Source organism: Cellulomonas fengjieae (genome assembly GCF_018388465.1).
In the GTDB taxonomy this organism is placed as follows: Bacteria; Actinomycetota; Actinomycetes; order Actinomycetales; family Cellulomonadaceae; genus Cellulomonas; species Cellulomonas fengjieae.
In genome coordinates, this window is record NZ_CP074404.1 from 401,969 (window position 1) to 414,563 (window position 12,595).

Genomic DNA, 12,595 nt, shown 5'->3' on the forward strand with positions numbered 1-12,595 from the left:
ACACCACGACGTCCGAGCAGAAGTGGGCCGGGACCCACATCTGCTCGGACGTTGCTGTCGTCAGGGGGCGGTGCGGTCCAGCTCCGGGCGGGGGGAGCCCGTCACCAGGTAGGTCACCCGTCGGGCGACCGAGACGGCGTGGTCGCCGAACCGCTCGTAGTACCGACCGAGCAGCGTGACGTCGATCGTCTCCTGCGTGGTGCCGGACCACGAGCCGCCGAGCAGCGCCGCGAAGGTGTCCTCGTGCAGCTCGTCGAGCAGGTCGTCGTCCTGCTCGATGCTCTCGGCCAGCAGGACGTCCCGGGTGCTCAGCAGGGTCGTCGTGCGGCGGCCGACCCGGACGGCGGCGTCGTGCATCTCCGCGAACGTGCCGGAGAGCGCCTGCGGCACGGCGTTGCGCGGGTAGCGGCCGCGCGCCACCTGCGCCACGTGCCGCGCCAGGTCGCCCATGCGCTCGAGCGAGGCGCTCATGCGCAGCGCAGACACCACGATCCGCAGGTCGGTGGCCACGGGCTGCTGCTGGGCCAGGAGCAGGACGCACCGCTCGTCGAGGTCCCGCTCGATCGCGTCGATGGCCAGGTCGTCGGCGATCACCGACTCCGCGAGCGCGAGGTCGGCCGTCAGCAGCGCGATGCCGGCGTTGGAGATGGCGTGCTCGACCCGCCCGCTCATCGTGACCAGGTCCTCGCCCAGCTGGTGCAGCTCGGCGTCGAAGATCTCCCGCATGTGCTCCCTCTCGTGCCGCGCCGGCAGGTGCCGCGCGCAGCGTCAGGCTGCCACCGGGAGGTGAACATCCGGGCGCGGCCAGGTGAACGGACGACGGCGGTTGAGGTCCCTGCGGGCAGGACAGGACGATTCGCGGTGGTTCGCCCTGTTCGGGGCGGGGCGGCAGCGCCAAGATGGGGTGCACGCTCGACCAGCAGGAGGGGAACGACGATGACGACGTTCACGGCATGGAAGTTCGACACGGCCGACGGGGCGCAGAAGGCGGCCAACGCCCTGCGGGCGGCGCAGGGCGACGGGCTGGTCAAGATCGTGGACCACGCGGTGATCAGCTGGCCGCAGGGAGCCGACAAGCCCTCGATGCACCACTCGCACGAGGACCAGTGGCGGGGCACCGGCTGGGGCGCGTTCTGGGGGCTGCTCTTCGGAGGGCTGTTCTTCGTGCCACTGCTGGGGGCCGCGGTGGGTGCGGCCGCGGGTGCGGTCAGCAAGGCCGTCGCCGCGGTAGGGATCTCCGAGGACCAGATGGAGGCGATCCGGTCGCAGATCACGGTCGGCACGTCGCTGCTGTGCGCCGTCACGGAGAACGCCGACCTGGACCGGCTGGGCGAGCGGCTGCACGGCCTGCACAGCACCCTCGTGGCCACCAACCTCACGGACGCGGAGCGGTCCCTGCTGATGGAGACGTTCGACTGAACCGTCCGGATGAACGGGCGGTGAACGCTCGGCGGCGGGCCGGTCGCGGGGGAGCCCGGCGGCGCGTCGTGCCGTCGTGCGCGCCCTAGGGTGAGACGCGTGAGCGGGATCGACGACGGGCTGATGCTCCTCCTCGCCGGCGGCCTGGGGCTCCTGGTGGGTGTCTGGGCGACCCTGGCGTTCCGGTGGAGCGAGCGGTCGCAGCGCGAGGTGCCGGCCCAGCCGGCGCCCGTGCTCGACGACGGCCTGGTGCGCGTGCTCACGGTGCTGCGCTCGGCCGCGGTGGTGCTCGACGAGTCCGACCGCGTGGTGCGGGCCAGCGCACCGGCCCACGCGATGGGCATCGTGCGCGACGGCCGGATCGCCCCCGCCGCGATCCGGGATCTCGTGGCCGCCGTGCGCCGCGACGGCGTGATCCGCGACGAGGTGCTCGAGGTGCCGCGCGGCCCCGTCGGGCCCGGGACGCTGATGGTGCAGGTGCGCGTCGCGCAGGTCAGCGCGGCGCACCTCGTCGTGCTCGCCGAGGACCTGACGCAGGCCCGCCGGCTGGAGGCGATCCGGCGCGACTTCGTCGTCAACGTCTCGCACGAGCTCAAGACGCCGGTGGGCGCGCTTGCGCTGCTGGCCGAGACGGTCCAGGACGCCGCCGACGACCCCGAGGCGGTGCGCCGGTTCGCCGGGCGCATGCAGACGGAGGCGACGCGGCTGTCGGCCCTGGTCCACGAGATCATCGAGCTGTCGCGGCTGCAGGTGGCCGGCGCGCTCGGCCAGGTGGGACTCGTGGACGTCGACCAGGTCGTCTCCGAGGCCGTCGACCGCGCGCGCACGACGGCCGAGGCCAAGAAGGTGCGCCTCGACATCGGCGGCGAGCGCGGCACGCGCGTGCTGGGGCAGCACGACCTGCTGGTGACCGCCGTGCGCAACCTGGTGGACAACGCGGTCGCGTACTCCGGCGAGGCGTCGCGCGTGGGCGTCGGCGTCCGCACCGACGGAGACCTGGTCGAGATCGCGGTGGTCGACGAGGGCATCGGGATCGCCCCGGCCGAGCAGGAGCGGGTGTTCGAGCGGTTCTACCGGGTGGACCAGGCGCGGTCGCGGGACACCGGGGGCACCGGTCTGGGCCTGTCGATCGTCAAGCACGTCGCCGCCGACCACGGTGGCGACGTCACCGTGTGGTCGCAGCCCGGTCGCGGGTCCACGTTCACCCTGCGCCTGCCGCGCGCGGAGGAGCACACGAGCGTGACGGCGCTGCCCGCCACCGACGACGAGGGAGCGCACGTGCGCCGGAGCGCCTCATGACCCGGATCCTGCTGGTCGAGGACGAGGAGTCCTACCGTGACCCGCTGACCTACCAGCTGGAGCGCGAGGGCTTCGAGGTGGTGACCGCGGCGACGGGACCCGAGGCGCTGTCGATGTTCGAGGAGCACGGCGCGGACCTGGTGCTCCTCGACCTCATGCTCCCGGGGCTGCCCGGCACCGAGGTGTGCCGCCGGCTGCGCCTGGTCAGCGACGTGCCCGTCATCATGCTCACGGCCAAGGACGACGAGATCGACAAGGTGGTCGGCCTCGAGCTGGGTGCCGACGACTACGTCACCAAGCCGTACTCGTCGCGCGAGCTCCTGGCCCGCGTCCGGGCGGTGCTGCGCCGCCGGGAGGCCTCGGTCGCCGCGGTCGGCCCGGCGCCCGCCGCGGACGCGGACGCCGACGAGCTCCTGGTGGCCGGTCCGGTGCGGATGGACGTGGAGCGGCACGTCGTGCGCGTGCGCGGCGAGGTCGTGGGGTTCCCGCTCAAGGAGTTCGAGCTGCTCGAGCTCCTGCTGCGCAACGCCGGCCGCGTGCTCACCCGCGGCCAGCTCATCGACCGGGTCTGGGGCTCTGACTACGTCGGCGACACCAAGACGCTCGACGTCCACGTCAAGCGCATCCGCGCCAAGATCGAGGTCGACCCCGGCAACCCCACGCTGCTGCTCACGGTCCGGGGACTGGGCTACAAGCTCACCGACGACGGCGAGTAGCCCTCCGAGGAGTACGGCCACCGTTCACCTGGGGTTCACCCTCTGCCGTCCACCCGGTCACGTCGGCTTCCTACCGTCGGCATCGCCGCGCACACCGGTGCGCCCGATGGACAGGACGGAACACACGTGAAGCTCTCCCTCCACGGCCGGACCGGCGCGATCGCCCTCACGGGCATCCTCGCGCTCACCCTCACGGCCTGCGGATCGGACGACCCCACCGGGTCCGGGAACGCCTCGACCACGCCCGAGCAGTCCACGCTGAGCGGCGAGCTGAACGGCGCCGGCGCCACGTCGCAGGAGAAGGCGATGGACGCCTGGCGCGCCGGGTTCCAGAGCGCCAACCCCGACGTCACCGTCAACTACGACCCCGTCGGTTCCGGCGGCGGGCGCACGCAGTTCCTCGACGGCTCGGTCGAGTTCGCCGGCTCCGACTCGGCGCTGAGCGAGGAGGAGCTCGAGTCCGCCACCGCCACGTGCGGCACCGAGGCGGTCGACCTGCCCGTGTACATCAGCCCGATCGCGGTCGTCTTCAACCTCGAGGGCATCAGCGAGCTGAACCTGTCGGCCGCCACCCTCGCGGGCATCTTCGACAACACGATCACGACCTGGGACGCGCCGCAGATCGCGGCGGAGAACCCGGGTGTGACCCTCCCGGCGACGGCCATCACGCCGGTGCACCGCTCGGACGAGTCGGGCACGACGAAGAACTTCACCGACTACCTGGCCGACGCGTCGGGTGGCGCGTGGGCGTACGAGGCGGACGGCAACTGGCCGGTCGAGGGTGGTGAGTCGGCGCAGGGCACCTCGGGCGTCATCCAGACGGTCCAGGGCGGCGAGGGCACCATCTCGTACGCCGACAACTCCGCGGTCGGCACGCTCGGCGTGGCCAGCATCCAGGTGGGCGAGGAGTGGGTCGCCCCGTCGGAGGAGGGCGCCGCGGCCGCGGTCGACGCCTCGCCGCGCGACGAGGAGCGTCCCGAGCACGACATCGTCATCGAGATCGACCGCGAGACGACCGCGGCCGGTGCGTACCCGCTGATCCTCATCTCCTACGGCCTGGCGTGCCTGCAGTACGACACCGCCGAGAAGGCCGACCTGGTGAAGGGCTTCTTCGGCTACGTCGTCAGCGCCGAGGGGCAGGCCGCCGCCGAGGAGGCCGCGGGCTCCGCGCCGCTGTCCGACACGCTGCGCGCCGACGTCCAGGCCGCGATCGACGCGATCACCGCGGCGGCCTGACGCCCCTGAGCGGTGGGGGTGGTCACGCCGCCCCCACCACCCCGCCGGTGGCGGTCCGTCTCGGGGGGAGACGGGACGCCACCGGCGGACGCACGACCCACGACGAGACGCAGGAGAGACGTGACCAGCACCCAGAGCCCGCCGACGCCGAGCACGGCGCTCGAGCCGCCGGCCGTGCGGCGGCGCACCCGCGTGGTCGACCGCGGCGCCAGCAAGGCGTTCCGGTGGACCGCCACGGGGGCCGGTGCCCTCATCCTCCTGGTGCTCGTCGCGGTCGCCGCCTTCCTCGTGCTGCGTGCGTGGCCGGCGCTGACCACCCCGGCGGCCGAGCTGACCGAGAAGGTCAGCTGGATGGGCGACGCGACGTCGCTGGTCGCGTTCGTCGGACCCCTGATCTTCGGGACGATCCTCGCGGCGGCGCTGGCCCTGGTGATCGCCACGCCGGTCGCCCTGGGCATCGCGCTGTTCATCTCCCACTACGCACCGCGCCGGCTGGCCGCCGGCCTGGGCTACCTGGTCGACCTGCTCGCCGCCATCCCGTCCGTCGTCTACGGCCTGTGGGGGGCCTTGGTGCTGGCGCCGATGGTCAAGCCCGTCTGGGCGTGGCTGAACGAGTACCTGGGCTTCATCCCGTTCTTCGCGGGCACGGCCTCCCCGACCGCGCGGGTGCTCCTGACGGTGGGGATCGTGCTCGCGGTGATGATCCTGCCGATCATCACCGCGGTCAGCCGCGAGGTGTTCCTGCAGACCCCGCGCCTGCACGAGGAGGCCGCGCTGGCGCTGGGCGCCACCCGCTGGGAGATGGTGCGGACGGCCGTGCTGCCCTTCGCGCGCTCCGGGATCGTGTCCGCCGCGATGCTGGGGCTCGGCCGTGCGCTCGGCGAGACCATGGCCGTCCTGATGATCCTGTCGCCCGGCTTCCTCTACTCGTTCGAGCTGCTCGCCGCGGGTCAGCAGCAGACGATCGCCGCCAACATCGCGGCCCAGTTCCCCGAGGCGAACCCGCTCGGCGTCTCCGCCCTGATCGCCACGGGCCTCGCGCTGTTCGTCATCACGCTGCTCGTCAACATGGCCGCCCGCGCGATCGTCGCGCGCCGCAAGGACTTCTCGGGAGCCAACTGATGACCGCCCCCGCCGTCGGCACCACCGACAACGTCGAGCTGCGCGCCCTGCTGCGCCAGGTGGACCCCCGCAGGCACCGCACGGACCGCGTCATGCGGGTCCTGATCACCGGCGCCTTCGTGGTGGCGATGCTGCCGCTGGTCTCGGTCACCTGGACCGTGCTCGCCAACGGCTTCGAGCGGTTCGACGTGTACTTCCTCACGCACTCGATGCGTGGGGTGTTCGGCGGCATGGACGCGGGCGGGATCTACCACGCCATCGTCGGCACCCTGGAGGTCACGCTCTTCGCGACGCTGATCTCGGTGCCCATCGGCCTGCTCACGGCGATCTACCTGGTGGAGTACGGGCGCGGCGCGCTGGCCCGCGCGGTGACGTTCTTCGTCGACGTGATGACCGGCATCCCGTCGATCGTCGCCGGCCTGTTCGCCTACGCGCTGTTCGCCGTGCTGCTCGGCCCGGGGATCCGGATGGGTGCCGTGGGCTCGGTCGCCCTGAGCGTGCTGATGATCCCGGTCGTCGTGCGCTCCTGCGAGGAGATGCTCCGGCTGGTCCCCAACGAGCTGCGGGAGGCGGCTCTCGCCCTGGGCGTCCCCCGCTGGCTGGTGGTCGTCAAGGTCGTGCTGCGCACCGCGGTGGCCGGCATCGGCACCGGCATCACCCTCGCCATCGCCCGCGTGATCGGGGAGACCGCCCCGCTGCTCATCACCGTCGGCGTCATCGACTCGATCAACTTCAACCTGTTCGAGGGCCGGATGATGACGCTCCCGGTCTACGTCTACCGGCAGTACTCGCAGGGCCTGGTGCCGTGCACCCCTGGCGCCGCCGACTGCATCACGACCATCAACTACGACCGCGCCTGGGCTGCCGCGCTGACGCTGATCCTCATCGTCATGCTGCTCAACCTGCTCGGCCGCCTCATCACCCGCTTCTTCGCCCCCAAGAACCTCGGCTGAAAGACACCCCCATGGCACAGCGCATCGACGTCAAGGACCTGAACATCTACTACGGCGACTTCCGGGCCGTGGCCGACGTGGCGATGTCCGTCGAGCCCCGCTCGGTGACGGCGTTCATCGGCCCCTCCGGCTGCGGGAAGTCGACCTTCCTGCGCACGCTGAACCGGATGCACGAGGTCATCCCCGGGGCGCACGTGCAGGGCACCGTGGCGATGGACGGCGTGGACCTGTACGGCACCGACATCGACCCGGTGGCGGTCCGCCGCCAGGTGGGCATGGTGTTCCAGCGCCCCAACCCCTTCCCCACCATGTCGATCGCCGAGAACGTGCTGGCGGGCATCCGGCTGAACAACCGGCGCATCTCCAAGGGGGACGCGCAGGACGTCGTCGAGGCCTCGCTGCGCGGCGCCAACCTGTGGAACGAGGTCAAGGACCGCCTCGACCGCCCGGGCTCCGGGCTGTCGGGCGGTCAGCAGCAGCGGCTGTGCATCGCGCGCGCCATCGCGGTCAAGCCCCAGGTGCTCCTGATGGACGAGCCGTGCTCCGCCCTGGACCCGATCTCGACGCTGGCGATCGAGGACCTCATCGCCGAGCTCAAGTCGGACTACACGATCGTGATCGTCACGCACAACATGCAGCAGGCCGCGCGCGTCTCGGACCGGACGGCGTTCTTCAACCTCGCCGCGACGGGGGAGCCGGGCCGGCTGGTCGAGATCGACGACACGTCGACCATCTTCTCCTCGCCGCGCGAGAAGGCGACGGAGGACTACATCTCGGGCCGCTTCGGCTGAGTGCGGGCACGCAGCAGGGGCCGTCCCGTGGGGCGGCCCCTGCTGGTGCGTGCGGGTCAGCTGGTGGGGCTGGGGACCGCCGTCGCGTACTCCGGGAGCGTGCCGTCGAGCACCGGCACCTCGACGGAGATCGAGCCGTCCTGAGGCGTCGACAGCGTCACGGACACGGTGGAACCCGGGGCGGCCTCGAGCACGGGGAACGTCACCTCGGCGAAGCCGTCCTCGGGGTTGCGGCCCACGCCGAGGAGCACGGTCTCCTTGGCACCGACCGTCACGATGGTCTCGTCGTCGCCGATGGCGACGGTGACCAGGCGGTCCTCGGAACCGTCGTTGATCAGGCCGCCCTGCATCGCGCCCGGGTCGCCCTCGGCCGCGGAGAGCACCAGGAGGTTGCTGCCCACCACGTCGCCGAGCGTGACGCGCACGCCGTCGGACGCGGAGTACTTGGCCTGCGTGGTGATGGGGTTCGTCGCGGAGCAGCCCGCGAGCACCAGGCCGACGGCGGCGGCGCCGGCGACGAGGGCGGCAGCCCGGAGGGTGCGGGGGCGGGGCGAGGTCACGGTGACTCCTCGGGACGTCGGGCGCGGCGGGCTGGTCGGCGGTGCTCCGCCGGTGCAAGCCTAGCCGCCGCCCGCGGGGCCGACCGGTCCGCCGGACGTGACGCGTGCCGGTGCGGGCGCCGTCCCCGCGGCTCGTCCGCCCGCTCGGGGCGCTCGCGGACGCGCCGGCGTCCTGCCGATGACCTGCCGATGACCTGCGCAGATGGCGGTATTCACGCGGCAAACCGGGAAAATGGGCGTGGTAGGATACCCCTCTGCGAAAGGGGACACCTGCAGATGACTTTCACTGTTGGGGAGACCGTTGTCTATCCGCACCATGGTGCGGCATTGATCGAAGAGATCAGGACCAGGACCATCCGCGGCGAGGACAAGCTCTACCTCAAGCTCAAGGTCGCTCAGGGAGATCTCACCATCGAGGTTCCCGCTGAGAACGTGGACCTGGTCGGTGTGCGTGACGTCGTCGGTCAGGAAGGTCTCGACAAGGTGTTCGAGGTCCTCCGGGCGCCGTACACGGAGGAGCCGACCAACTGGTCGCGCCGCTACAAGGCGAACCTCGAGAAGCTCGCGTCGGGCGACGTCATCAAGGTGGCGGAGGTCGTCCGCGACCTGTCGCGCCGCGACGCCGACCGCGGCCTGTCCGCGGGAGAGAAGCGCATGCTCGCCAAGGCCCGCCAGATCCTCGTCTCGGAGCTCGCACTCGCCGAGCACACCGAGGAGGAGAAGGCCGAAGCGATCCTCGACGAGGTCCTCGCGTCCTGACGTGAGCGTCGCTGCGGTCCTGACTGCCGCCGGGAGCGGCAGCAGGCTCGGTCATTCCCTCCCGAAGGCCCTCGTGCCTCTGGGAGGCCAGTCGCTCGTCGCGCACGCTGCCCGGAACCTGCTGGCAGCGCGCGCGGCGGGCGACGATCGCGTCCGGGTGCTTGTGGTCACGGCGCCCGCGTTCCACGTCGACGCCATCGCGCGCGAGCTCGCCGACCTGACGGACCAGGTCGCCCTGCTCGTCGTCGCCGGTGGGGCCACCCGGCAGGCGTCCGTCGCGGCCGGGCTGGCCGCCCTCGTGGCGGATCCGCGCGGCGCCGAGGCGGACGTCGTGCTCGTGCACGACGCGGCCCGACCCCTCGCGCCCGCGTCCCTGGTCGCCCGCGTCATCGACGCGGTGCGCGACGGTCACCCCGCGGTGGTCCCCGGCGTGCCGGTCACGGACACCATCAAGCGGGTCGCGCCCCACCGCGGCGTCACCGTCGAGCCGGTCCTGGAGACGGTTCCCCGCACGGTGCTGCGCGCCATCCAGACGCCGCAGGGGTTCACCACGGAGCTGTTGCTGCGGGCGCACGCGCACGGCGCCGAGGACGCGCACGACGAGGCCCTGTCCGCCTCCGACGACGCGGGACTGGTCGAGCGCCTGGGCGAGCCCGTGTGGGTGGTCGCGGGCGACGCGCGCGCGGCGAAGATCACGACCCTGCGCGACCTGCAGGTCGCGGACCTGCCGACGGAGAGCGACGAGTGAGCACACTGCCCCGCACGGGGATCGGCATCGACGTGCACGCGTACGCCCCCGAGCCTGCCTCGGGCGCCCCGTCGGAGCCCGTCCTGCACCTGGCGGGCCTCGCGTGGCCGGGGGAGCGGCCCCTGGCGGGACACTCCGACGCCGACGTCGCGGCGCACGCCGCCGCGGACGCGCTGCTGTCCGCCGCGGGCCTGGGCGACCTCGGGTCGAACTTCGGCACCTCCGAGCCGCGGTGGGCCGGAGCCTCCGGGGCGGTCCTGCTCGGTGAGGCCGCGCAGCGCGTGCGCGCGGCCGGGTTCGTCATCGGCAACGTCGCCGTCCAGGTGATCGGCAACCGGCCGAAGATCGGTCAGCGGCGGTCGGAGGCGGAGTCGGTGCTGTCCGCCGCCGTGGGTGCGCCGGTCAGCGTCTCGGCCACGACCACCGACGGGCTCGGGCTGACCGGACGCGGCGAGGGTGTCGCGGCCATCGCCACCGCGCTGGTCGTGGGCGCGTCGGACTGACTCGGCCCTGCCGTCGGCGTGCGCCGGCGCGTGCTGCCCAGCAGCACGCCCACGATCACCAGCGCGCCCCAGGCCAGCTCGGTCGGTGACGTCCGCTCCCGCAGCAGGAGCCACGACGCGCCGATGCCCACCACGGGCACGAGCATGGAGAACGGGGCCACCGTGCTCGACGGGTACCGGCCCATGAGCGCGGACCACAGGCCGGACCCGATCAGCGTCGCGACGACGACCGTGAACGCGAGCCCGGCCACGGCGAGCAGCCCCTGAGCGCTGTCCAGCCCGCGGAACGACTCCGCGATCCGTGCCGGACCCTCGATCGTCAGCGACAGCACCAGGAGGGGCAGCGGCGGGACGACGGACATCCAGAGCATGAGCCGGAACGGCTCGCCCGGGTCCGCCTGCATGGCGAGCCGGTTGCCGAGGTTGCCGACGGCCCAGCCGAGCCCGCCGCACAGGGTCAGCAGGACCGGCAGCAGCGCCGCGCCGCCGTCCAGGCTCGCGCGGTGCACCGCGATGCCTGCGAGGCCGGCGACGGCCAGCAGGATCCCGGCGACCTGCCGGGCCGTGAGCCGTTCGCGCAGGAACGCGCCGGCCAGCAGGACGGTGAAGGGCGCCGACGACTGGAGCACGAGCGACGCCAGGCCCGTCGGCATGCCGCTGGACATCGCCAGGTAGAGGAAGGCGAACTGGAGCACGCCGAACCCGAGGCCGTACAGGGTGATCCACCGCCATGGCGCGGCGGGGCGGGACACCAGCAGCACGGTCGGGACGGCGATGAGCGTGAACCGGAGTGCGACCAGGAAGAAGGGCGGGAACTGCTCGAGCGACACGTGGATCGCGGGGAAGTTCAGGCCCCAGCAGACGGCGACGAGGACGGCGAGCAGGCGGTCGCGGATCGGCACGGACCGAGCATGCGCCGGTGGGGCGCCGGCGCACCAGCGTTTTGGCGCCGCGGGCCCGCACGCGGGTGCTCGGTGAGCTCCGCGCGACGGCTCCGCCCGGCGACACGGACCACTCCCGGCGTGTCTTCGGGGGGTCCCCGGCGCGTCCGAAATGGGGGGTAGCGTCCGGTCCTCCCGGGCAGGTACCGTCCCCGCGTGACACAGTCGTCGGAGGCCAGGACCGAGGCGCTCCCCGTCGTCGTGGGAGCGCTCACACACCGTCTGCCCGCCCGTCCGGCCGGGAACCACCCCGTCCGGGTCCGGGTCCGTGTCCCGCTCGACGTCCTCGAGGCGACGAGCGCCGGGCTGCGCGGGCTGGACGACAAGCGCCGCAGCGAGGCGGCAGAGAATCCGCCCTCGCCCCCGTCGCAGGGGGGCTGACCGAGGGCGGGACCGACGCGCCACGGCGCGCCGTGGCCGAGCCGGGGAGGCTCGGCCACGGAGGTGGTGCTCAAGCCCGCGCGGTCGGGGAGCCCCACGCGGACACCGTGTCAGGCAGTGGCGAGGCTGCCCGTCCCCTAGGGGATCAGGATGAGCTTGCCGGCGCTGTGCCCGGCCATGCCGTCGCGGTGCGCACGGGCCGCGTCCACGAGGGGGTAGGTGCGCGCCACGCGCACGTCGAGCGTGCCGTCGGAGGCGAGCTCCGCGAGCTGGGCACGCGCGGCCTCCCGCACGGCGGTGCCGGGGTCCGCGCCGGCCCCGCCACCGAGGGCCTTGATGCCGAGGTCGCGGGCGCGGGCGAAGCCGGCGATCGTCGCGACCCGGGCCCGGTCGGCCACCAGCTTCACGGAGGTGTCCAGCGCCTCGTCCGTGCCCACGGTGTCGATCGCCACGGTCACGGGGCCCGTCTGGCGGGCGGCCTCCTGGATCCGGTCGAGCAGACCCTCGCCGTACGCGACCGGCGTCGCACCCAGGTCACGCAGGTCGTCGTGGTGCCGCGGCGAGGCGGTCGCGATCACTCGTGCGCCCCGCAGGACCGCGAGCTGCACGACCATCCGGCCGACGCCGCCGGACCCGCCGTGCACGAGCACGACGTCGCCGTCCCGAGCCGCGGTCGCGGTCAGGGTGTGCACGGCCGTGGTCCCCGCCAGCAGGAGCCCGGCGGCCGCCGGCCAGTCGAGGGCGGGCGGTCGGCGGACGGTCACCTGCTCGGACACCACGATCTGGTCGGCGTAGCCGCCGCGCACCCGCCAGGCGATGACCTCGTCACCGGGCGTCAGCCAGCGCACCGACGGGCCCACGGCGCTGACCACCCCGGACACCTCGTAGCCCAGGCGCATCGGCAGCTTGGCGGGGTCGGTGCCGTACACCCCGGCGTAGCCCTTCCAGTCGGTCGGGTTGACGCCCGCAGCGCGCACGTCGAGGAGGACGTTCCCCGGACCGGGCTCGCCGGGGTCGACGTCGATGACGCGCAGGACGTCCGGACCGCCGTACGCGCTCGCGACGACGGCTCTGCTGGTGAGGGCCACCGGCACACTCTGCACCGTTCGCCGGTCCAGGACCAGAGTGCAACCGACCCCAGCGGCCTCGTCACCCCGTCGAGTGAGC

Annotated in this window: 14 protein-coding genes and 1 pseudogene; 11 read left to right on the plus strand and 4 right to left on the minus strand. The window is 73.1% G+C overall.

All coding sequences use genetic code 11. From position 1 onward, the window contains the following. Positions 1 to 60: 60 nt before the first annotated feature. On the minus strand, positions 61 to 726 hold the full coding sequence (gene phoU / locus KG102_RS01865; RefSeq protein WP_208210154.1) for a phosphate signaling complex protein PhoU: 666 nt from the start codon (positions 724 to 726) through the stop codon (positions 61 to 63). Positions 727 to 936: 210 nt separating this feature from the next. Between phoU and KG102_RS01870 the strand changes: the two genes are divergently transcribed. The 7 genes from KG102_RS01870 to pstB all read left to right on the plus strand — a co-directional run bounded on the left by KG102_RS01870 (position 937) and on the right by pstB (position 7,536). Next, complete coding sequence (locus tag KG102_RS01870; protein WP_208210153.1) at positions 937 to 1,419, plus strand: DUF1269 domain-containing protein; 483 nt, start codon at positions 937 to 939, stop codon at positions 1,417 to 1,419. 99 nt (positions 1,420 to 1,518) lie between these two features. Next, positions 1,519 to 2,718: a sensor histidine kinase gene (locus KG102_RS01875; RefSeq protein WP_208210152.1), complete on the plus strand. Its 1,200-nt coding sequence runs from the start codon at positions 1,519 to 1,521 to the stop codon at positions 2,716 to 2,718. Then, positions 2,715 to 3,434, plus strand: coding sequence for a response regulator transcription factor (locus tag KG102_RS01880; RefSeq protein WP_208210151.1), 720 nt, complete (start codon positions 2,715 to 2,717; stop codon positions 3,432 to 3,434). Before KG102_RS01875 ends, KG102_RS01880 begins: the two co-directional genes overlap by 4 nt. Positions 3,435 to 3,560: 126 nt before the next feature. After that, complete coding sequence (pstS, locus tag KG102_RS01885; RefSeq protein ID WP_208289569.1) at positions 3,561 to 4,670, plus strand: phosphate ABC transporter substrate-binding protein PstS; 1,110 nt, start codon at positions 3,561 to 3,563, stop codon at positions 4,668 to 4,670. A 120-nt stretch (positions 4,671 to 4,790) separates the two neighbouring features. Then, entirely contained in the window at positions 4,791 to 5,792 is a 1,002-nt protein-coding gene (pstC, locus tag KG102_RS01890) for a phosphate ABC transporter permease subunit PstC (protein ID WP_208210149.1), read from the plus strand. After that, positions 5,792 to 6,745, plus strand: coding sequence for a phosphate ABC transporter permease PstA (gene pstA, locus KG102_RS01895; protein WP_208289568.1), 954 nt, complete (start codon positions 5,792 to 5,794; stop codon positions 6,743 to 6,745). The genes pstC and pstA overlap by 1 nt, the downstream gene beginning before the upstream one ends. 11 nt (positions 6,746 to 6,756) lie before the next feature. Next, the gene (gene pstB / locus KG102_RS01900) at positions 6,757 to 7,536 is read left to right on the plus strand and encodes a phosphate ABC transporter ATP-binding protein PstB (protein WP_208210147.1); all 780 of its coding nucleotides are present in this window, start codon (positions 6,757 to 6,759) and stop codon (positions 7,534 to 7,536) included. A 56-nt stretch (positions 7,537 to 7,592) separates the two neighbouring features. Here the strand turns inward: pstB and KG102_RS01905 are convergent, their stop codons facing one another. Beyond that, positions 7,593 to 8,096, minus strand: coding sequence for a hypothetical protein (locus KG102_RS01905; protein WP_208210146.1), 504 nt, complete (start codon positions 8,094 to 8,096; stop codon positions 7,593 to 7,595). 276 nt (positions 8,097 to 8,372) lie between these two features. Between KG102_RS01905 and KG102_RS01910 the strand changes: the two genes are divergently transcribed. The 3 genes and pseudogenes from KG102_RS01910 to KG102_RS01920 all read left to right on the plus strand — a co-directional run. Next, the gene (locus tag KG102_RS01910) at positions 8,373 to 8,855 is read left to right on the plus strand and encodes a CarD family transcriptional regulator (RefSeq protein WP_208210145.1); all 483 of its coding nucleotides are present in this window, start codon (positions 8,373 to 8,375) and stop codon (positions 8,853 to 8,855) included. A gap of 1 nt (position 8,856) precedes the next feature. Beyond that, on the plus strand, positions 8,857 to 9,603 hold the full coding sequence (ispD, locus tag KG102_RS01915; protein WP_208289567.1) for a 2-C-methyl-D-erythritol 4-phosphate cytidylyltransferase: 747 nt from the start codon (positions 8,857 to 8,859) through the stop codon (positions 9,601 to 9,603). A 32-nt stretch (positions 9,604 to 9,635) separates the two neighbouring features. Beyond that, a pseudogene (locus KG102_RS01920) lies at positions 9,636 to 10,031 on the plus strand (2-C-methyl-D-erythritol 2,4-cyclodiphosphate synthase); the annotation flags it as partial. Here the strand turns inward: KG102_RS01920 and KG102_RS01925 are convergent. After that, positions 9,953 to 11,008 (minus strand): EamA family transporter, encoded by a 1,056-nt coding sequence (locus KG102_RS01925; protein WP_443623130.1) that lies wholly within the window; start codon positions 11,006 to 11,008, stop codon positions 9,953 to 9,955. The pseudogene KG102_RS01920 and the gene KG102_RS01925 sit on opposite strands and share 79 nt — an antisense overlap. 195 nt (positions 11,009 to 11,203) lie before the next feature. On the opposite strand from KG102_RS01925, the gene KG102_RS01930 reads away from it, so the two are divergent. Then, positions 11,204 to 11,428 (plus strand): hypothetical protein, encoded by a 225-nt coding sequence (locus KG102_RS01930; RefSeq protein ID WP_208289565.1) that lies wholly within the window; start codon positions 11,204 to 11,206, stop codon positions 11,426 to 11,428. Between the two features lie 137 nt (positions 11,429 to 11,565). On the opposite strand, the gene KG102_RS01935 is transcribed toward KG102_RS01930, so the two are convergent. Next, on the minus strand, positions 11,566 to 12,516 hold the full coding sequence (locus tag KG102_RS01935) for an NADP-dependent oxidoreductase (RefSeq protein WP_208289561.1): 951 nt from the start codon (positions 12,514 to 12,516) through the stop codon (positions 11,566 to 11,568). Positions 12,517 to 12,595 lie beyond the last annotated feature (79 nt).